The organism is Mycolicibacterium helvum (assembly GCF_010731895.1).
GTDB classification, from domain to species: Bacteria; Actinomycetota; Actinomycetes; order Mycobacteriales; family Mycobacteriaceae; genus Mycobacterium; species Mycobacterium helvum.
This window is the reverse complement of record NZ_AP022596.1, coordinates 3,631,029-3,649,663: the sequence shown is the minus strand read 5'-3', so window position 1 is coordinate 3,649,663 and position 18,635 is coordinate 3,631,029. Positions and strand designations below refer to the sequence as shown.

Below are 18,635 nucleotides of genomic sequence, written 5' to 3'. Positions count from 1 at the left end.
CACCGCGTCTCGGTGGTATTGGATTACGGCCATGACTGCACACGACACCACTGAAAAAACATCCGAAGGCACTGTCGCCGTGACCGAGACGGGCACGGGGACCAACACCCAGCAGATCACGGCAGGTCGGCACCAACTCTTCGCGGACGAGCCACGGCCGATCGGCGATGATGCGGGACCGACGCCCTACGACTAGTTGCTGGCCGGCCTTGGCGCATGCACCTCGATGACGGTGCGCCCATACGCCAATAAGAAAGGCTGGCCACTGGAGCGGGTCGAGGTGACCCTGCGGCACAGCCGTGTTCACGCAGAGGACTGCGCCGAGTGTGAAACCACCAAGGGCCAGATTAGCCATATCGATCGAACAATCACATTGGTTGGGCGACCTCGACGCCGCCCAACCGCAGCGGCTTCTGGAAATCGCCGAGCGGTGCCCTGTGCACCAGGCGCTGACATCAGAGGTCGACATCGCCACGTCGCTGACGTGAACCGACCTCGGTCGTTCGGAACTCGCGTCCACAGTTCAACGGTGTCAATCCTGGCATCAAGACGGTCAGCAACGAGTACAAAGGACATCCCCCTGCAGCGATCCAGTCGAAGGTGGTCGACCACATAACAGAACATCCCCGACCCAACAGGGCCAGGGCGCCACGTACGAGCTACTCACGCAAGCCGGCCAAGGCGCACTCGACCGCGGGCTGACCCGGTACGATCAACGGCGAATAGGGTTCGTTACCAAGATTTTTGAGCCCTGTTTGCTAACCTCGCTGGGTACCGCTAACGTCACCAGCAACGGGAATGAGTGCCCGGTTTCCGTGGAGTCCGGATCGCCGTAGAGGCCCACCCGATACGCCCCCGGCTTCGTAGCGACGAAGGCTAACTGCAGAACCCGCACCCCGACTTTGCACGACTGGCCCTCGACGTCAGGCCAATGCCAGAAGATGTCGATGGTGCCGCGCCGCACTCCGTCCGGATCATGGGCCACTGCGTACAAGTGCGGGTCATGATCGGAGCCACTTTCGGTCCACACCGACAGAACGATCGGAATCTGAACCCCGATCGGGAACTCGTTGACAGAGAACGTTGACATCGGAAATCCAATGGCATTTATGCCTGAGCCACTGTCAATCGCACTCACTACTGGCACAAAGGCCGAGACATGCATAGTGCCCCCAGTCCCACCGCTCCCCAACGAAACGCTACCCGAGCCCACGCCCCGCAGCAGGCCCGCACAGGTAACCCACAGGCGATCGTTGCCCACCGTGCGGAACTCGTGCCGATGCCGACTGGCGTGACCGGCGAAGGAAGCGAAAACACCTCCGGCTTAACAGGGTTCGGACACCACACTGCGAGCGTGGGCATAGCCCATTCTTAGCTTGCCTAGTTAGGTTAACCAGCAGACGCCACCGCCGATGGAACTCGATCGGCGTCGGATCGTCAGTGAAGCAAAGCACTGCAACCGCGGATCCCATGGCGTCGGGACCGGGAAAGGTTGATCGGAATGAAGTCAACAAAGATCGTTGCCGCAGTGGGGATTACCGGCGCTCTGGTCGCCGGCGCTATAGGCGTTGGCACCGGTATCGCCAGCGCCGCGCCTGGCTTCGCGCCAGTGCCAGCCTATGGTCCATACGGCCCGCCGCCTCCTCCTCCGGGCTGGCGCGGACCTGCCGATTGGTACCACCCCGAGTGGCCCGGATGGAACAACGGGTATCCGGCGGCGGGCTGGATTCCCCCGCAGGGCTGGGAGGCGCCGCCCGACTGGAACAATCCTTCCGGCTGGGGACCCCCGGTGGGCTGGAACCCCTGCGGTGGGCCGATCCGCGATATCTTGCACCCGTTCCGCTGCCTGTAGCCCGCAACAACGAAAACACCCCCGGCCCAACAGGACCGGGGGTGCTTCGTACGAACTACTTAGTGCGCGTGCCCGTGGTGACCGTGGCCATGACCGTCGTCGACAGCATCGACCGGCTTCTCCACGATCGCGGTCTCGGTGGTGAGCACCATGCGTGCCACCGACGCGGCGTTGAGCACCGCGGACCGGGTTACCTTGACCGGATCGATCACACCGTCGGCGATCAGGTCGCCGTAGGTCAGCGTCGCGGCGTTGAAGCCGTGGCCCGCAGGCAGTTCGCTGACCTTGTTGACCACGACAGCCCCGTCGAAACCGGCGTTGGTGGCGATCCAGAACAGCGGGGCCGACAACGACGAGGCGAACACCTCGACGCCGAGTGCCTCGTCGCCGGACACCGATGCTCGCAGCGAATCGAGCGCCTTACCGGCCTGCACCAGGGCGCTGCCGCCGCCGGCGACGATGCCCTCCTCGACCGCGGCCTTGGCCGCCGACACGGCGTCCTCGACCCGGTGCTTGCGCTCCTTGAGGGCGGTCTCGGTGGCCGCACCGACCTTGATCACCGCAACGCCGCCGGCCAGCTTGGCCAGTCGCTCCTGCAGCTTCTCGCGGTCCCAGTCGGATTCGCTCGCCTCGATCTCGCTCTTGAGCTGCTTGACGCGGCCCGCGATGTCGTCCTGCGAACCGCCGCCATCGACGAGCACGGTGGAATCCTTGCTGACCACCACGCGACGCGCGGAGCCCAGCACCTCGAGGCCGACGTCCCGCAGCAGCAGGCCGACATCGGGGTTGACTACCTGACCACCGGTCACCACCGCCAGATCATCGAGGAACGCCTTGCGACGGTCACCGAAGAACGGGGCCTTGACCGCAACGGCCTTGAGCGTCTTACGGATGGCGTTGACGACCAGCGTCGACAGCGCCTCACCCTCGACGTCCTCGGCGACGATCAGCAGCGGCTTACCAGCCTGGGCCACCTTCTCCAGCAGCGGCAGCAGGTCGGGCAGCGAGCTGATCTTGTCGCGGTGCAGCAGTACCAGCGCGTCCTCGAGGACGGCCTCCTGCAAATCGAAATCGGTGACGAAGTAGGCCGAGATGAAGCCCTTGTCGAAGCCGACACCGTCGGTGATCTCCAGCTCGGTGTTCATCGTCGAGGACTCCTCGACGCTGACCACACCGTCGGTGCCGACCTTGGTCATCGCCTCGCCGACCAATTCGCCGACTTCCTCGTCACGCGAGGAGACGGTGGCAATCTGGGCGATACCGGTCTTGCCGGCCACCGGCGTGGCCGCGGCCAGCAGCGCCTCGGATACGGCGTCAGCCGCCCGGCTGATGCCCGAACCGAGTGCGATCGGGTTGGCGCCCGCGGCGACGTTCCGCAGGCCGTTCTTGATGATGGCCTGTGCCAGCACGGTGGCCGTGGTGGTGCCGTCACCGGCGACGTCGTTGGTCTTGGTGGCCACCGACTTCACCAGCTGAGCGCCGAGGTTCTCGAACGGATCCTCGAGCTCGATTTCGCGGGCGATGGTCACGCCGTCGTTGGTGACCGTCGGGCCGCCGAACGCCTTGGCGAGTACCACGTGGCGGCCACGCGGACCCAGCGTCACCTTCACGGCGTCGGCGAGCTTGTCGACGCCGATCTCCATGGCCCGGCGCGCAGTCTCGTTGAACTCAATCTGCTTGCTCATATGTCAGTCCTGACTTGGCTTAAGCGCGATCCGCCCCGGAAACCACCCGTACGAATACAGGGATCTCCGGGGCGGTTCACGGTTGCTACTTGTTGACGACCGCCAGCACGTCGCGTGCCGACAGGATCAAGTACTCCTCGCCGTTGTACTTGATCTCGGTGCCGCCGTACTTGCTGTAGATGACGGTGTCACCCTCGGCCACGTCCAGGGGAATCCGCTTCTCGCCATCCTCGTCCCAGCGGCCGGGGCCAACTGCGACGACGGTGCCTTCCTGCGGCTTCTCCTTGGCGGTGTCCGGGATGACCAGACCCGACGCGGTGGTCGTCTCGGCCTCATTGGCCTGTACGAGGATCTTGTCCTCGAGTGGCTTGATGTTCACGGCCACGATGGAGTCCTCCACTTAGTTAACTTGCGGGCCGGGGGCAAGTGCGCCCGGACCAGTCGGAATTACCAGGTGTTCGGCATACGTCCATGCCCTCGCGTCGTCGTCGCGGGTGCCGGCGCAGGGGTTGTCCGCAAGCCACCTAGCACTCTATACATGCGAGTGCTAGCACTCAAGGGTGGCGTGCTGCGTATTCGCCCAGAGCGGACGCCGCTGCTCAGACGGGCAGCTCGTGAAGCACCCGCAGGTCGCCGAAGAACGCGATGACCAGGGCATTGAACAAATCCGCGCGTTCCCACTGCAGAAAGTGCCCGGCGCCGGGCAGAACGACGGGCCCGGTCCGATTGGTGAAGGCCACTTCGCACAGGTGCACAAACTCCGGGCCGACGACGTGGTCGTCCATGCCGTAGAGGATCAGAGTCGGCACGTCGACCTTGCGGTCCATGATCGGCGGCTCGCTCGACGGCCTGCCGTAAGCCAACTGGTAGACGGCCCACCCGGCCCGCAGTCGCTCCTCGGTCCCGAAGGGTTCGGTCATGAAGTCGACGTCGGCCTTGGCGAACGTGCCCGGCGACGCCCACAGCCGGTGCCCGTACATCTCACCGATGTAGCGCCGCCGTTTGTCGACCGTGTCCAACTCGGCAGCGAGTTCGTCGGGGGTTTCGCCCTGCCGGTGGCGGTAGTCGCCAGTCGGTCCGTCGCTCAGGATCGTGGCCGGGTCGATCCCGGCGGCGACGTAGTCGTCGAAGACCAGCGGCGGGACGGTATCGAAGAACACCAGCTTGTCGACGAAACCCGGATACCGGTGCAGCAGGTCCACCGCGACCACCCCACCGACGTCGCCGCCGATCACCCCGCAGTGTTCATGGCCCAGGACGTCGTGGACCAACAGGTAGACGTCCCGGCTGTAGGCCGCGATGTCGTAGACGCCGGCCGGCGACAGGTCGGAGTCGCCGTGCCCGCGCAGATCCGGGGCGATCACTTCGTAGCCGGCGTCGACCAACGCGGCGATATTGCGCCACCAGATCCGCTTGGTCTCGGGGTAGCCGTGCAGCAGGAGCAGCGGATACCCGCCGATCCCCTCGTGGAGGTAAGCCAGCGCCAGCCCGTCGCGACCGGGACTGGCCGGCACCTCAGCGCGGTGGACGGCGAAGGCGTCCGGGGCCGGGGTGGCCGGCTGCGCGGGACGCAGCGCAACGTCGTAGTGCATCAACGGCTGGATCGGCTGGTGACGACCTGGCCGGCGATGACCGGTAGGCCGGGGTCGCTGGGCACATCCAGGGCCGACGGCGCCGCTCCGGCGGCGATGAGGTGCGCGGCAAACGAGGCGATCATCGCCCCATTGTCGGTGCACAACCGCGGTCGCGGAATCCGTAGCGTCAAACCGGCTGCCGCACAACGCTCTTCGGCCAACTCACGCAGCCGCGAGTTGGCCGCCACCCCGCCGGCGATCAGCAGCGTCGACACTCCGAGTTCGCCGGCCGCCCGCACCGCCTTGGCGGTGAGCACGTCGGCTACCGCTTCCTGGAATCCGGCGGCGACGTCGGCGGTCGGTGCGTCGGGATGATTCTCGACATAGCGGGCGACGGCGGTCTTGAGGCCGGAGAACGAGAAGGCGAACGGTTCGTCGCGCGGGCCGCTCATGCCGCGTGGGAAGACAATCGCGTCGCGATCACCGGTGCGGGCGAGCTCGTCGAGCGGCCGCCCACCGGGATAGCCGAGGCCCAGCAGCCGAGCCACCTTGTCGTAGGCCTCCCCCGCGGCGTCGTCGACGGTGCTGCCGAGTTCGATGATCGGCTCACCCAGCGAGCGCACGTGCAACAGGTGGGTGTGTCCGCCGGACACCAGCAGGCCAACGCATTCGGGCAGCGGGCCGTGGTCGTAGACGTCGGCAGCCAAGTGCCCGCCGAGGTGGTTGACGGCGTAGAACGGCACCCCCCACGCGGCGGCATAGGCCTTGGCTGCGGCTACCCCGACCAGCAGCGCGCCAGCCAGTCCGGGTCCGATGGTAGCTGCGACGACATCGGGCTTGTCGATGCCTGCGGTCTGCAGCGCACGGCGCATGGTCGGCCCGAGGGCCTCCAGGTGTGCCCGCGACGCGATCTCGGGAACCACTCCGCCGAACCGGGCGTGTTCGTCGACGCTGGAGGCCACCTCGTCGGCCAGCAGCGTGACCGTGCCGTCGGCGTCCAGCCGGGCGATGCCGACTCCGGTTTCGTCACAAGAACTTTCGATGGCGAGGATGATGCTCGGCGGGCAGGAGCGAAGCGACTCGGGGTTAGACATGGACTGGATCCCGTCGCATCGTGTAGGCGTCGGCGCCGCTGACCCGGTAGTAGCGCTTGCGCACCCCGACTCGGGTGAAGCCCAGGCTGGTGTACAGCGCGATCGCCGGTTCGTTGTCGGTACGCACCTCCAGGTACACCACCGACTCGGGGCCGACCGCACCGAGCAGATCGATCATCATCTGCCGGCCGATACCGTGCCCCTGATACGCGGGATCGACACCGACGGTGTGGATTTCGTATTCGAATGGCTCGGCTCGGCCCAGCCGGGAGATGCCGGCATAGCCGACCAGCTTGTCGTCGACCCGGGCGGCTACATAGCGGTTGTGCGGGGCGGCCAGCTCACGGATGAACGCGAAGTCCGGCCATGGGTCGTCACCCTCGAACAGCATGTTCTCGAGTTCAGCGCAACGGGCGGCGTCACCCTTGACCAACGGGCCGTACCGGACGTTCATCGCAACACACCTCGCTCGGCCAGCGTCTTGGCATCGGGGCGGCGCAGGTACAGCGGCACCAGCGGGGCGGGCTCGCCGACCCAATCGGTAACGGCGGCAACCAGACCCGCAGCCGTTGGGTAGGCGGGGCCTACGACGGGAAGCGCGAAGAGGGCGGCATGCTCGGGCGATCCGGCTACCGCTTCGGCTCCGTCGACAGGTACGTCGGCGGGCGCGGCAACGTCCGGGCCGTCGATCCGCTGCCCGTCGCGGTAGCGAGCCCAGTACACCTCGCGACGGCGGGCATCGGTGACCACCAGAACCTCGCCGGTGGTGAGCACCCCGATGCCGTCTAGGCTGCACACGCCGTACACGGGCAGGTTCAGGGCGTGCCCGTAGGCCGCTGCGGTGGCCATCCCGACCCGCAGACCGGTGAAAGGTCCTGGGCCGCAACCAACGACAACAGCATCGAGATCGGCCATCGTCAGGCCGGCCTCCGCGACGGCGGCCACCGCGTTGGGGGTCAACGTCTCGGCGTGGGCGCGCGCATCGAGGGTGATCCGCTCCCCGGCCACGGCGATGCCGCCGTCGCGGACCACCACCGCGGCGGTGACGGCCGGTGTGGCGGTGTCGATAACCAGAATGGTGCGCGTCATTCGTTGTTCCACCGCCATGTCACCTTGCGCACGTCGCTATCGGCGCTGCGCGCCAGCGTGATGTCGAGGTGGTTCTCGGAGAGCCGCTCGGCCAGACCCTCTCCCCATTCGACCACCACGACGGCGTCGTCGAGATCGGCGTCGAGGTCCAGCGAATCCAGTTCGGCCAGCAGATCGGCGCCGGTGTGCTCAAGCAAGCGATAGACGTCGACATGAACCAGTTCCGGCTGCCCGGCCCGCCGTGCCCGATGCACCCGGGCCAGCACGAAAGTCGGCGACGTCACTGGCCCCTCGACATCCATGCCGAGTGCGATTCCCTTGGTGAAAGCGGTCTTTCCGGCCCCCAGGGGTCCGGAGAGGACGACGACGTCGCCGGCCCTCAGTTGGCGGCCCAGCTGCTCGCCCAGTGCGATGGTGTCCTCGACGGTGGGCAGCTCGGCCGTGCCGCTGCGCACCTGCGTCCTATCCACGAGCGCGGTCCTTGAGCCGGCGGGTGAAGGCCACCAACTTCGACGGAGTCGCCCGCTCGACCAGGTGCACGAGTGCGTCGTTGATGAGCTCGGGCTGCTCGAGCTGCACCAGATGGCCAGCGCCGCCGACGATCAGCAGTTCGCAGTTCGGCAGCACCGCGGCCATCTCCTCGGAGTGCACGATCGGGGTCAGCACATCGTGGTCGCCGCAGGCGATCAACGTCGGGATTCTGGCCAGCACCGGCAACGCCGCGCTCTCGTCGTGAACTTCCAGAGCGTGCAGGAACTCGACCAGGGTGGCGATCGGGGTGTCGTGAATCATCTCTTCGGAGAACGCCACAACGCGCGGGCTCATGTGATCGTCGCCGTAGGAGGCGGCCCGCAGGATCGGGCGAATCACCGACCGGGCCGCGCCACGGGTGCGGTGCACGAGCTTGGGCGCGTAACGCGCGGCGAACCGCACGGCCTCCAGCGCGGGGTTCTGCAAGATCTCACCCAGCGGTGAGCGGGACAGCCCTTCGGCCGCCGAGGAGATCAACGCCGCACCGACGATGCGGCTGCCGTACTGCTTGGGGAACTGCCGGGCATGCGACAGCACCGTCATACCACCCATCGAATGGCCGACGAGCACGACCGGTCCGCGCGGAACCATCACTTGCAGAATGGTTTCCAGGTCCTTACCCAGCTGGGGCACGGTGTAGGTGTCAACCGGGGCTGGGCTGGACTGGCCGTGCCCGCGCTGGTCGTAGAACACCATCCGGACCTGATCGCCCCAGCGCGCGGCCAGGGCCGCGCGCTGGAAGTGAAACGATCCCATCCGCAGGCAGAACCCGTGGGCGAACACCACCGTCAGCGGCGCGGTGGTCGGGCCGACTTCGCGCACCACCAGCGGAATACCGTCCGGCGTGGTGACCACGCACCCGCGGTCGGCATCGAGGAGCCCGAAATCCTCACGCTGGTACAGATCTTCGACATGGGACCGGTGCCCGAACGCGCGGGCCGCCGATACCCCGGCGACAGTGCCGACCGCGCTCAGGCCTGCCATCCCGGCCAGCAGCCCGGCCTTCTTGCCCACACCGAGACCGGGATGGTCGGTCTTACGCGCCAACCGTTCTGCACTCTTGGCGGCACGGCGCGCCAACCGCTCGTCGATCCCCCGCTTGGAGTTGGTCTCGTCGTCACTGCCCACCAGTGTCGGCCTCCCGGTACGTGCGCACCACCCGCCCCCGCGGGCTGGTGACCACCTCGTAGTGAATGGTGCCAAGTAGATCGGCCCAGTCCTGGGCCGTCGGCTCGCCGGATGTTCCCGGGCCGAAAAGGATTGCCTCGTCGCCCTCGACGACGTCGGGGGCGCCGGGGCCGAGGTCGACCACGAACTGGTCCATGCAGACCCGTCCGACGCTGCGGCGCAGACGGCCGTTGATGAGGACGTCGATCCGGCCGCCGAGTGGGCGGTGGAGCCCGTCTGCATAGCCGATGGGCAGCAGCGCCAGGTTGGTGTCCCGCTGAGCGATCCAGGTGTGCCCGTAGGACACCCCGTCGCCGGCCTTGACCGGCTTCACCATTGTCACGGCACATTTGAGTGTCATCGCCGGCCGCAGTCCCATGTCACCGCGCTCAGGGATGGGGCTCAGCCCATAGACCGCGATGCCGGGGCGAACCATGTCGAAACCCAGGTCTGGTCGTGTCATCGCCGATGGCGAGTTCGACAGATGGGCAACCTCGAATTCGATTCCCCGCCTGCGCGCTTCGGCGATCACACCGGTAAAGCGTTGCGCCTGAAGATCGTTGAGCGGATCGTCAGGGACATCACCGTTGATCAGGTGCGACATGATGCCGCGCAGCCGGATCGCGTCGGCGGCGACGGCGCGCTGCAATTCGGTCAGCAGCGCGGGGTAGTCGGCGAGGCTGACGCCGTTGCGGTTGAGCCCGGTGTCGACCTTGATGGTGACTTCGGCCGTGCGTCCGGTGCGCGCGACCGCGTCGAGCAGCTCGGCAATCTGGCGTGCCGACGACACCGCGACCTGGACATCGGCCGCCAGGGCTGGGGCGAAGTCGGTGCCGGGCGGATGCAGCCACGCCAGCACGGGGGCGGTGATGCCGCCGTCACGTAGCGCCACCGCCTCATCGATGGTCGCGACGCCGAGTGCGGCCGCGCCGGCGGCGACCGCGGCCCGGCCGGCCGGCACTGCGCCGTGGCCGTAGGCGTTGGCCTTGACGACCGCCATCACCTGGGCGGATCCCGCGTGCTCACGCAGAACGCGCACGTTGTGGGCTATCGCTCCGAGATCGACGAGCGCTTCGGCGCCTGGACCGGAAACCTGGGTTTGCGTCGACGGGGTCAACGAAGTCGTGTGCATGTTCATGTCACCGCCGCCAATTGTCCCAGAAGCCGGCGCAGAAGCTCGCATAGGGCGCTGACCTCTCATTTCGTGGCTGTTGGGGACGGTAGAGTCGTCGGAATGCAGGTGCTGTCGATGGACGACGCCGTGCTGGCCCAGCGGCCGGACCTCGGTGCCCCGTCCGAGCAGCCGGCCCACTCCAGGATTTCCGCCTGGTTGGAGAAGCTGATCGTCAGCGGCCGGTTGACGCCGGGCGACAAGCTGCCCTCCGAGGTCGAGATCGCTGGTGCGCTGGGCGTGAGCAGGATGACGCTGCGACAGGCGCTGGCGGCCATTGAAGCCAAGGGGCTGATTCGGCGCAGGCGGGGACGGTTCGGGGGGAATTTCGTCGAGACGCCGCGCCTGGAGTTCGACCACATTGGGTTGCCGGGCTTCACCGAGCAACTGCGCCGGCTGGACATGTCCGCCGGGGCGCGAGTGATCCGCGCCGCGACCCGGCAGCCGGCGGCCGATGTCCGGCACGCCTTGCAGCTCAAACGCGGCGTTCTCGTGCATCAGATCATCCGCATTCGATCGGCCAACAACACACCGGTGCTGCTGGAGGAGACCTATCTGCCGGCAGCCCGATTCCCCGGCCTGCTGTCCGCCGATCTCACTGGCTCGGTCTACACGCTGATGGCCGACGATTTCGACACCCCGTTGTTCTCGGCCGACGAGCACATCGAGGCCACGCCGGCCTCGGAGTCGTCGGCCGAGTTGCTCGGGGTGGCCGTCGGAGACCCCTTGCTGGTGGTGACGCGAACCGCCTACGACCGCGGTGGCATTCCGGTGGAGTTCTCCCATGACTACTTCCGCTCCGACCGCACCCGCATCCGGGTGCGCTCCGGAGTGGACCGCGGACCCGACGCCGAAGTGGAGGCTTCGCCGGCGTCCTAGCGTCTGCGCAATGACGGCAGCACGTGCTCGACGACGTCTGCCGATAGCCGCGGGATCAGTGCCGGGGCTACCGCCGCCAGTTCGTCGCTGGGCGCGGCGCTCACCGCGATGCACCGCATGCCCGCCGCGAGCGCGCCTCGCAGCCCGGGCACCGAGTCTTCGAAGACCACGATATCGGTTGGTGCACAACCGAGTTGAGCGGCTCCGGCAAGGAATCCTTCCGGGTCCGGCTTGCCGCGGGTGACATCCTCTTCGGCGACGACGACGCCGAACAGCTCGCCGACCGGACTGTTTGCCAGGACGGCCCGGACATCGTCGCGCTGGGCGCCGGTGACGATGGCCAGCGGCACGCCGTGCTCGGCCAGCAGTTGCACCAGACGCACGGTGTCGGGCTGGATCGGGTTGTCGTCGGCCACCAATTCGCGGTAGCGGTTCTTGCGCAATGCCAGGAGCGAGTCGACGTCGCGGCCGTGGACGCCAGTGATCTGCTGGGCACCGGCGATCTGAAGGGCCTTCTCGACGATCTCACGGTCGCTGTGGCCCAGCAGCTGGCTGTCGTAGTCGTGCTGGGTCATTGCCCAGCCCAGGTGCTCGTCGAACAGCTCAGTGAAGATGCGGAACAGGATCGGCTCGTCATCGGACAGCGTCCCGTTGAAATCGAAGATCACCGCCGGTCGCTGGGTGGTGCCCCAGTCCGATATCACCTCATGGGCCGGACGGGCATCGGGGTTCGACGGCACGGCCGAGTCAAACATTTGGTGCCGTCGCAAGTCAATGGTCTAGTCTTTTAGACGCGAGGTCCCTCCCGGCGCGAGGATGTTTGTATGCCGTTCCTGTCTGACCCGGAACTGGATACGCTGCTGGACCAACTGCCGGCACTGGCCGACCAACCACGCCAACTCGAGGAACTCTCCGGCGGTCTGACCAATCGCAACATCAAGATCACCACGCCGGCCGCGACGTACGTCGCGCGGTGCAGCGTCAATCGGACGAACCTCCTCGGCATCGATCGCGACAACGAGTACTACAACAGCAAGGCCGCCGAGCAGGCCGGTGTCGGTGCACCGGTGATCGACTACCGGCCCGATCTGGGCATCCTGCTGGTGGGCTTCCTCGAGGGCAACACACTGACCAACGCCGACCTACAGCGTCCCGACGTGCTGGCGCGGGTCGCCGCGGGCTGTCGGGCCCTGCACGCCGGACCGCGATTCCGGGACCGGTTCGACATGTTCGAGCGTCAGCCCGCCTATCTGAAGGTGGCCCAAGAGCGGGGCTTCCGGATACCAACTGACTACCTGTACTACACCCGCGAATTCCACGCGGTGCGCAGGATTCTCGGACCTGCCGAGCACGCCACCGTTCCGTGCAACAACGATCTGCTGGCGGGCAACTTCGTCGACAACGGACAGAAGGTCTGGCTGATCGACTACGAGTACTCCGGCAACAACGACCCGTGTTTTGAGCTGGGCAATATCTGGGCCGAATGCGGGCTCTCCACCGATCAGCTCGACGAATTGGTCACGCAGTACTACGGCCGCCGGCTGCGGCACAAGACGGCCAGGGCGCGCCTGCAGGGCATCGTCGGCAAGTACGGCTGGACGCTCTGGGGCTGTATCCAGAATGGTTCCAGTTCTTTGGATTTCGATTTCTGGGAATGGGCGATGGAACGCTACGAGTCTGCCGTCGCCGAATTCCGCGGACCAGACTTTCCCCGCCTGCTCACCGACGCACAAGCATCCGACTGACGACCGATAGGAACCCATGCCAACCCACGACCTGCCTGACCGCGCCCAGATCGTCATCATCGGGGGCGGCGTCATCGGCACCAGCGTCGCCTACCACCTCACCAAACTCGGCCACACCGACGTCGTGCTGCTCGAGCAGGGTCAGCTGTCGTGTGGAACAACCTGGCACGCAGCGGGTCTGGTCGGGCAGCTGCGCGCCTCCGAGAGCGGCACCCGGCTGGTGCAGTACTCAACCCAGCTGTATGCCGAACTGGAGGCCGAGACCGGGCTGAGCGCCGGCTACAAGCAGTGCGGCGGTGTGACGGTGGCCCGCACCGAAGATCGGATGACGCAGCTGCGGCGCACCGCCGCCAACGCCGCCGCCTATCAGCTCGACTGCGAACTGCTCAGTCCCGATGAGGCTTACGCGCGCTATCCGGTGATGCGGGTGGACGATCTGGTCGGCGCCATCTGGCTGCCTGCCGATGGCAAGGCCAATCCGACCGATCTGACGATGGCGTTGGCCAAGGGTGCCCGGCAGCGCGGCGGCAAGGTCGTCGAACACGTCCGGGTGCTCGATGTGCTCACCGACGACGGTCGGGTAACCGGCGTGCGGACCGACGCCGGCGACATCGAAGCCGAGATCGTGGTCAACTGCGCCGGGCAATGGGCCAAGGCGATCGGTGCGATGGCCGGGGTCAACGTGCCGCTGTACTCCGCCGAACACTTCTACGTCGTCACCGAGACCATCGCCGGCGTGCACCCCGACCTGCCGATCCTGCGCGATCCCGACGGCTATACCTACTTCAAAGAGGAAGTCGGCGGCCTGGTCATCGGGGGCTTCGAGCCGGAGGCCAAGCCGTGGGTGGCGCCCGACAAGATCCCTTACCCGTTCGAATTCCAGCTCCTCGAGGAGGATTGGGAGCACTTCGAAATTCTGATGGAAAACGCGCTGTTGCGGATTCCCGCCCTCGAGCACACCGGGCTGAAAAAGCTCTACAACGGGCCGGAGAGTTTCACCCCGGACAACCAATTCATCCTTGGCGAAGCACCCGAGTGTGCCAACTTCTTCGTTGGCGCGGGCTTCAATTCGGTGGGTATCGCGTCGGCGGGCGGGGCTGGGCGCGCGCTGGCCGAGTGGATCGTCAACGGCTCCCCCACCACCGATCTCACCGGTGTCGACATCCGCCGCTTCGCGCCGTTCAACGGCAACGTGGCCTGGCTGCACGATCGGGTAGCCGAGATCCTCGGCGTGCACTACGAGATCCCCTGGCCCAACCGTGAACTGGCGACCGCGCGGCCGTTCCGCCGCTCGCCGGTGCACCATCTGCTGGTCGCCGCTAACGCCAACTTCGGCAGCCGGATGGGCTGGGAGCGGGCCAACTTCTTCGCCCCGCCAGGCAGTGAGCCGGTCATCGAATACTCGTGGGGCAAGCAGAACTGGCTGCCTTGGTCGGCGGCCGAACAGGTGAACACCCGCACCGCAGTCACCGTCTTCGACCAGACCTCGTTCTCCAAATATGTGCTGGCCGGGCCGGGAGCAGAGGCGGCCCTGCAGTGGCTGTGCACCGCCGATGTTGCCGTGCCGGTGGGTAAATCGGTATACACCGGCCTGCTCAATGAGCGCGGCACCTACGAGTCCGACGTCACCGTCACTCGCACCGGTGCGCAGGAATTCCTGATCGTCAGCAGCGCGGCCACCACCGAACGGGACAAGGACCACATCCGCAAGAATCTGCCCGCCGGGGCGCACGCCGAGCTGGTGGACGTCACGTCCTCGATGGCGGTGTTCGGTGTGATGGGACCGAAGTCACGCGAGCTGCTGGGCACCCTGACCGACGCGGATCTATCCGACGCCGCATTCCCGTTCGCCTCCAGCCAGGTGATCTCGCTCGGCTATGCGACGGTGCGCGCCACCCGAATCACCTACGTCGGCGAACTCGGTTGGGAGCTTTACGTTCCCGCCGAGTTCGCGGTCGGCGTCTACGAGGATCTGTTGGCCGCCGGTGAGCGGTTCGGCATCGCCCGGGGTGGCTACTACGCCATCGAGTCGATGCGACTGGAGAAGGGTTACCGGGCGTTCGGCCGGGAGCTGACGCCCAGCGACAATCCCGTCGAGGCAGGTCTGTTGTTCGCCTGCAAGCTCAAATCCGACATCGACTTTCTCGGCCGTTCGGCGGTGGAGAAAGCCAAGGCCGAGGGTCCGCGGCGGCGGTTGGTCAGCTTCGCCGTCAACTCGGCACAGCCGATGCTGTGGGGCGGTGAGCTGATCCTGCGGGACGGCGCCGTTGCCGGGCAGGTCAGTTCGGCGGCGTGGGGTGCCACCACCGGGGCCTGCGTCGGGCTGGGCTACGTCCGCTCCGCCGATGACACGGTTGTCACACCCGAGTGGGTACACGCCGGTTCCTACGCCGTCAACGTCGGCGGCGAAATCTACCCGATCACCGTGTCGCTCAAGGCGATCTACGACCCGGCCAATGAGCGTGTGCGTTAGCCGACTCGCACCATAGGCGCCTCAGCTCGACCCTTCGGTGAACGTCGCGGTGGGGCGCAACGGATGCAACATCACGATCGGAATGCGTCGACTCGTGGACTGCTGATACGCGATATACGGCGGGTACAGGTGGCACATGTACTCCCACACGTGATGCCGTTCATCGCCCTGCGGTTCGCGCCAAGTGGCCTCGAACGCCTGCGTCGCGATCTGCACGTCGAGCGTTTCGCAGGCCTGGATATTCAGGTACCACTCCGGATGGTTGTCGGCTCCCCCCTTCGAAGCGACAATCACGATCTCACCGCCCACGTTCCCGTAGATCAGCGGCTTGATGAAGCGCCGCCCCGACTTGCGGCCGGTGTAGCGAATCAGGCAGTGGGTGGTGAACTCGCGACCACCGACATTGCTGATATCGACGATGTGTCCCCGCGCGCCCCCACTCTCGAGATACGTCGCGAGGTGCTGAGCCGTCCAATCAGCACCGCTAGCACGGATTGCGGCAGCGTCGGCGTCCGCCATCAGTGCGCGAAGTGTTCCTGGGTGAAGTACCCGTCGGGCTTGATCGCGTCCATATGGGTGAGCACCGCTTTGAGGTCCTCCCACAGCGAGCGGGCCAAGTCGGCGGAGAAGCCCTCCCGCACCACAACCCGCAGCACCGAAATATCCTCGGCGCCTTCGGGCATCGTATAGGCGGGCACCTGCCAGCCGTAGGATCGCAGCGCCGTCGACACGTCGAATTCGTTGTAGCCGAAATCACCCTTCAGCCGGAACGCCACCACGGGAATCGCCGACCCATCGGAGATCACCTCGAAGTGCTCGCAACCCTCCAGCTGGTCGGACAGCCAGCGCGCCGTACCCGACAGGCATTGCATCACGTGGGTGTAGCCGGCGCGGCCCAGGCGCAGGAAGTTGTAGTACTGGCCGACCACCTGATTGCCGGGCCGGGAGAAGTTCAGCGTGAAGGTCGGCATGTCACCGCCGAGATAGTTGACACGGAACACCAGCTCCTCGGGCAACTGATCGGCGTTGCGCCACACCACGAATCCGATACCCGGATAGGTCAGCCCGTACTTGTGGCCGCTGACATTGATCGACGCCACTCGCGGCAACCGGAAATCCCACTTGATGTCCGGGTGCAGGAACGGCACCACAAAACCGCCACTGGCCGCGTCGACGTGCACGGGGATATCGAGTCCCGTGTCCCGTGCGAGTTTGTCCAGGGCCGCGCAGATCTCGGCGACCGGCTCCAGCTCACCGGTGTAGGTGGTGCCCAGGATCGCCACCACCCCGATGGTGTCCTCGTCGACGTGCTCGAGGACCTGTTCGGGGGTGATGACGTAGCGGTCCTCGGCCATCGGCAAGTAGCGCGGCTCGACCTCGAAGTAGCGGCAGAACTTCTCCCACACCACCTGCACGTTGGAGCCCATGACCAGGTTCGGGGTGCGCGTCTTCCACTGATCGCCGACACGATTCTTCCACCGCCACTTCAACGCCAGGCCGCCGAGCATCACCGCCTCAGACGAACCGATCGTGGAGACCCCGACCGCGGTCGCGGCGTCATCGTCACGCAGATTCTCGGCATGGAAGAGGTCGGCAACCATTGCCACGCAACGGGACTCGATGGCGGCGGTGGCCGGGTACTCGTCCTTGTCGATCATGTTCTTGTCGAACGTCTCGGCCATCAGCTTCTCGGCCTCGGGATCCATCCACGTCGTAACGAATGTCGCGAGGTTGAGCCGGGAGCTGCCGTCGAGCATCAGCTCGTCGTGGATGAACCGGTATGCCGCAGAGGGTTCCATGGCCTCGTCGGGCAGCCGCAACGACGGGATGGGATCGGTGGACAGTCGCCCGGTGTAGGCCGGTGCGATCGACGGGGAACGGTACTTGACGTGGGGCACAAGGGTCCTTTCTTAGAGTTCTGCGATGGCTTGACGAATGTGGGCAAGGATGCGCGACGCCGATGTGGGCACCGGGGTCGGACCGGGGTCGGCGGCCGAAGCATTGGCAGCGCGAGCATGCACGAACGCCGCAGCAGCAGCCGCCTCGATCGCTGGCAGACCCGAGGCCAGCAGCGCCCCGATCATGCCGGACAGCACATCGCCGGATCCGGCGGTCGCCGCCCATGACCCCCCAGCGGGATTCAGGTAGGTCTTGCCGGACGGCTCAGCGACGACGGTGACGTTGCCCTTGAGCAGCACCGTGGCACCGAACGCCTCGGCCAGCCTGCGGGTGGCCGCCACTCGGTCCTCTCCCGGCGGGCTTGGGTCCGATGTCGCCGGCCATCCGGCGCCGCGCGCCAGTCGGGCGAACTCACCGGCGTGTGGAGTCAGCACCGTCGGGGCCTGGCGACCCGTCACCAGGTCGGGTTGAGCAGCCAGCAGAGTCAGCGCGTCGGCGTCGACGACCACCGGAAGCGCGGTGCCCAGCGCGAAAGTCAAAGCACCAAAAGCTTTTTCGTCGGTGCCGAGCCCTGGCCCGACGACCCAGGCCTGCACCCGGCCTGCGGCGTGCGGGTTCGGGGCGGCCACCACCTCGGGCCAATGCGACACGACCTCGGCAGCAGCCGAGCCGGCGTAGCGCTTCATCCCCGACGTCGCGGCCACCGCGGCCCCGGTGCAGAGGATCGCCGCACCGGGATACGTGGAGGAACCAGCCATGATGCCGGTGACCCCCTGGGTGTACTTGTCGTCGTGCACGCCGGGCACCGGCCAGCGGGCCTTGACGTCGGCCGCCTCAAAGCTCAGCAGCTCGGTGGACGGCAGGTCCAGCCCGATGTCGACGAGTTCGACTCGACCGCAGTCAGCCAGGGCATGAACGGGTTTGAGCCCACCGAAAGTCACGGTGACGTCGGCGCGAACGGCTGGGCCGCTGATCGCGCCGGTCTGCACGTCGACGCCGCTGGGAATGTCGACAGCCACCACCGGAATCTCGGCGGCCTCGACCGCGGCGAACACCGCGGCGGCCTCCTTGCGCAAGGGGCCCTTGCCCGAGATGCCGACGACCCCGTCGATCACCACATCCGCCGACGGCGGCACGGTGGGCACCACCCGTCCTCCGGCGCTACGAAACGCCGCCAGCGCCTTGACATGGGTGTGTTCGGGGTTCAGCAGTACCGCGGTCGCCGCGACACCTCGGCGGCGCAGAAGAGTCGCCGCCCACAGCGCGTCACCGCCGTTGTCGCCCGATCCGACCACCGCACACACACCCCGGCCGGCGAGCGCACCGGCGCGGGCCCGCAGCTCAGCGGTGATCGCGGTGGCCAATCCATAGGCGGCACGACGCATCAACACACCATCGGGCAGGCTGGCCAGCAAAGGCGCCTCGGCGGCGCGAATCGCGTCGGCGGTGTAGTAGTGCCGCATCGGCACCAAGGTT

Annotated in this window: 20 protein-coding genes and 1 pseudogene; 7 read left to right on the top strand and 14 right to left on the bottom strand. The window is 66.7% G+C overall.

Translation table 11 applies throughout. The features are described 5' to 3' along the window. Positions 1-31 precede the first annotated feature (31 nt). From G6N38_RS31105 to G6N38_RS31240, 3 genes and pseudogenes are all read left to right on the top strand, one after another. Positions 32-196: a hypothetical protein gene (locus tag G6N38_RS31105; protein WP_322790533.1), complete on the top strand. Its 165-nt coding sequence runs from the start codon at positions 32-34 to the stop codon at positions 194-196. 30 nt (positions 197-226) lie between these two features. Beyond that, positions 227-316 (top strand): annotated as a pseudogene (locus G6N38_RS31100) (OsmC family protein); the annotation flags it as partial. 61 nt (positions 317-377) lie between these two features. After that, the gene (locus G6N38_RS31240) at positions 378-488 is read left to right on the top strand and encodes an OsmC family protein (protein ID WP_407663038.1); all 111 of its coding nucleotides are present in this window, start codon (positions 378-380) and stop codon (positions 486-488) included. Positions 489-712: 224 nt separating this feature from the next. On the opposite strand, the gene G6N38_RS17195 is transcribed toward G6N38_RS31240, so the two are convergent. After that, positions 713-1,090 carry a hypothetical protein gene (locus G6N38_RS17195; protein ID WP_163749306.1) on the bottom strand — a complete coding sequence of 126 codons (378 nt, stop codon included), beginning with the start codon at positions 1,088-1,090 and terminating at the stop codon, positions 713-715. A gap of 411 nt (positions 1,091-1,501) precedes the next feature. Between G6N38_RS17195 and G6N38_RS17190 the strand changes: the two genes are divergently transcribed. Further along, complete coding sequence (locus G6N38_RS17190) at positions 1,502-1,852, top strand: hypothetical protein (protein ID WP_163749305.1); 351 nt, start codon at positions 1,502-1,504, stop codon at positions 1,850-1,852. Between the two features lie 59 nt (positions 1,853-1,911). Here the strand turns inward: G6N38_RS17190 and groL are convergent, their stop codons facing one another. From groL to alr, 9 genes are all read right to left on the bottom strand, one after another. After that, positions 1,912-3,537: a chaperonin GroEL gene (gene groL, locus G6N38_RS17185; protein ID WP_163749304.1), complete on the bottom strand. Its 1,626-nt coding sequence runs from the start codon at positions 3,535-3,537 to the stop codon at positions 1,912-1,914. Positions 3,538-3,622: 85 nt separating this feature from the next. Next, positions 3,623-3,925: a co-chaperone GroES gene (groES, locus tag G6N38_RS17180; RefSeq protein ID WP_036346100.1), complete on the bottom strand. Its 303-nt coding sequence runs from the start codon at positions 3,923-3,925 to the stop codon at positions 3,623-3,625. Positions 3,926-4,136: 211 nt separating this feature from the next. Next, positions 4,137-5,129, bottom strand: a complete 993-nt coding sequence (locus G6N38_RS17175) for an alpha/beta fold hydrolase (RefSeq protein ID WP_163749303.1) — start codon at positions 5,127-5,129, stop codon at positions 4,137-4,139. After that, a complete protein-coding gene (gene tsaD, locus G6N38_RS17170) occupies positions 5,129-6,205 on the bottom strand; it encodes a tRNA (adenosine(37)-N6)-threonylcarbamoyltransferase complex transferase subunit TsaD (RefSeq protein WP_163749302.1) in 1,077 nt (358 codons plus the stop codon). The genes G6N38_RS17175 and tsaD overlap by 1 nt, the downstream gene beginning before the upstream one ends. Next, positions 6,198-6,659, bottom strand: a complete 462-nt coding sequence (gene rimI / locus G6N38_RS17165) for a ribosomal protein S18-alanine N-acetyltransferase (RefSeq protein ID WP_163749301.1) — start codon at positions 6,657-6,659, stop codon at positions 6,198-6,200. Before rimI ends, tsaD begins: the two co-directional genes overlap by 8 nt. Next, positions 6,656-7,294, bottom strand: coding sequence for a tRNA (adenosine(37)-N6)-threonylcarbamoyltransferase complex dimerization subunit type 1 TsaB (tsaB, locus tag G6N38_RS17160; RefSeq protein WP_163749300.1), 639 nt, complete (start codon positions 7,292-7,294; stop codon positions 6,656-6,658). The genes rimI and tsaB overlap by 4 nt, the downstream gene beginning before the upstream one ends. Next, a complete protein-coding gene (gene tsaE / locus G6N38_RS17155) occupies positions 7,291-7,764 on the bottom strand; it encodes a tRNA (adenosine(37)-N6)-threonylcarbamoyltransferase complex ATPase subunit type 1 TsaE (protein WP_179968404.1) in 474 nt (157 codons plus the stop codon). The genes tsaB and tsaE overlap by 4 nt, the downstream gene beginning before the upstream one ends. Beyond that, positions 7,757-8,809, bottom strand: a complete 1,053-nt coding sequence (locus G6N38_RS17150) for an alpha/beta fold hydrolase (RefSeq protein ID WP_163752072.1) — start codon at positions 8,807-8,809, stop codon at positions 7,757-7,759. The genes tsaE and G6N38_RS17150 overlap by 8 nt, the downstream gene beginning before the upstream one ends. A gap of 133 nt (positions 8,810-8,942) precedes the next feature. Continuing rightward, a complete protein-coding gene (gene alr, locus G6N38_RS17145) occupies positions 8,943-10,130 on the bottom strand; it encodes an alanine racemase (protein WP_163749299.1) in 1,188 nt (395 codons plus the stop codon). A gap of 96 nt (positions 10,131-10,226) precedes the next feature. Between alr and G6N38_RS17140 the strand changes: the two genes are divergently transcribed. Continuing rightward, entirely contained in the window at positions 10,227-11,042 is an 816-nt protein-coding gene (locus G6N38_RS17140; protein ID WP_163749298.1) for a GntR family transcriptional regulator, read from the top strand. Here the strand turns inward: G6N38_RS17140 and G6N38_RS17135 are convergent. After that, the gene (locus G6N38_RS17135) at positions 11,039-11,797 is read right to left on the bottom strand and encodes an HAD family hydrolase (protein WP_163749297.1); all 759 of its coding nucleotides are present in this window, start codon (positions 11,795-11,797) and stop codon (positions 11,039-11,041) included. The genes G6N38_RS17140 and G6N38_RS17135 overlap by 4 nt on opposite strands. Before the next feature lie 69 nt (positions 11,798-11,866). Here G6N38_RS17135 and G6N38_RS17130 point away from each other — a divergent pair, with 69 nt between their 5' ends. Together G6N38_RS17130 and G6N38_RS17125 are read left to right on the top strand one after the other, a co-directional pair. Further along, positions 11,867-12,787: a phosphotransferase gene (locus G6N38_RS17130; RefSeq protein WP_163749296.1), complete on the top strand. Its 921-nt coding sequence runs from the start codon at positions 11,867-11,869 to the stop codon at positions 12,785-12,787. A gap of 16 nt (positions 12,788-12,803) precedes the next feature. Continuing rightward, positions 12,804-15,260 (top strand): GcvT family protein, encoded by a 2,457-nt coding sequence (locus G6N38_RS17125; RefSeq protein WP_163749295.1) that lies wholly within the window; start codon positions 12,804-12,806, stop codon positions 15,258-15,260. Between the two features lie 21 nt (positions 15,261-15,281). On the opposite strand, the gene G6N38_RS17120 is transcribed toward G6N38_RS17125, so the two are convergent. From G6N38_RS17120 to G6N38_RS17110, 3 genes are read right to left on the bottom strand one after another with little or no spacing between them, the layout of a single operon-like run. Next, positions 15,282-15,779, bottom strand: coding sequence for a nitroreductase/quinone reductase family protein (locus G6N38_RS17120; RefSeq protein ID WP_163749294.1), 498 nt, complete (start codon positions 15,777-15,779; stop codon positions 15,282-15,284). Beyond that, positions 15,779-17,158 (bottom strand): glutamate decarboxylase, encoded by a 1,380-nt coding sequence (locus G6N38_RS17115; RefSeq protein WP_163749293.1) that lies wholly within the window; start codon positions 17,156-17,158, stop codon positions 15,779-15,781. The genes G6N38_RS17120 and G6N38_RS17115 overlap by 1 nt, the downstream gene beginning before the upstream one ends. Positions 17,159-17,170: 12 nt before the next feature. Further along, positions 17,171-18,622 carry an NAD(P)H-hydrate dehydratase gene (locus tag G6N38_RS17110; RefSeq protein ID WP_163749292.1) on the bottom strand — a complete coding sequence of 484 codons (1,452 nt, stop codon included), beginning with the start codon at positions 18,620-18,622 and terminating at the stop codon, positions 17,171-17,173. Between the last annotated feature and the right edge of the window lie 13 nt (positions 18,623-18,635).

Excerpts from the sequence above, each read along its gene's own strand:
- G6N38_RS31105 (WP_322790533.1), top strand. The coding sequence starts at position 32 with ATGACTGCACACGACACCACTGAAAAAACATCCGAAGGCACTGTCGCC.
- G6N38_RS17195 (WP_163749306.1), bottom strand. The coding sequence starts at position 1,090 with ATGTCAACGTTCTCTGTCAACGAGTTCCCGATCGGGGTTCAGATTCCG.
- G6N38_RS17190 (WP_163749305.1), top strand. The coding sequence starts at position 1,502 with ATGAAGTCAACAAAGATCGTTGCCGCAGTGGGGATTACCGGCGCTCTG.
- groL (WP_163749304.1), bottom strand. The coding sequence starts at position 3,537 with ATGAGCAAGCAGATTGAGTTCAACGAGACTGCGCGCCGGGCCATGGAG.
- G6N38_RS17175 (WP_163749303.1), bottom strand. The coding sequence starts at position 5,129 with ATGCACTACGACGTTGCGCTGCGTCCCGCGCAGCCGGCCACCCCGGCC.
- tsaD (WP_163749302.1), bottom strand. The coding sequence starts at position 6,205 with ATGTCTAACCCCGAGTCGCTTCGCTCCTGCCCGCCGAGCATCATCCTC.
- rimI (WP_163749301.1), bottom strand. The coding sequence starts at position 6,659 with ATGAACGTCCGGTACGGCCCGTTGGTCAAGGGTGACGCCGCCCGTTGC.
- tsaB (WP_163749300.1), bottom strand. The coding sequence starts at position 7,294 with ATGACGCGCACCATTCTGGTTATCGACACCGCCACACCGGCCGTCACC.
- G6N38_RS17150 (WP_163752072.1), bottom strand. The coding sequence starts at position 8,809 with ATGGCAGGCCTGAGCGCGGTCGGCACTGTCGCCGGGGTATCGGCGGCC.
- alr (WP_163749299.1), bottom strand. The coding sequence starts at position 10,130 with ATGAACATGCACACGACTTCGTTGACCCCGTCGACGCAAACCCAGGTT.
- G6N38_RS17140 (WP_163749298.1), top strand. The coding sequence starts at position 10,227 with ATGCAGGTGCTGTCGATGGACGACGCCGTGCTGGCCCAGCGGCCGGAC.
- G6N38_RS17135 (WP_163749297.1), bottom strand. The coding sequence starts at position 11,797 with ATGTTTGACTCGGCCGTGCCGTCGAACCCCGATGCCCGTCCGGCCCAT.
- G6N38_RS17130 (WP_163749296.1), top strand. The coding sequence starts at position 11,867 with ATGCCGTTCCTGTCTGACCCGGAACTGGATACGCTGCTGGACCAACTG.
- G6N38_RS17125 (WP_163749295.1), top strand. The coding sequence starts at position 12,804 with ATGCCAACCCACGACCTGCCTGACCGCGCCCAGATCGTCATCATCGGG.
- G6N38_RS17120 (WP_163749294.1), bottom strand. The coding sequence starts at position 15,779 with ATGGCGGACGCCGACGCTGCCGCAATCCGTGCTAGCGGTGCTGATTGG.
- G6N38_RS17110 (WP_163749292.1), bottom strand. The coding sequence starts at position 18,622 with ATGCGGCACTACTACACCGCCGACGCGATTCGCGCCGCCGAGGCGCCT.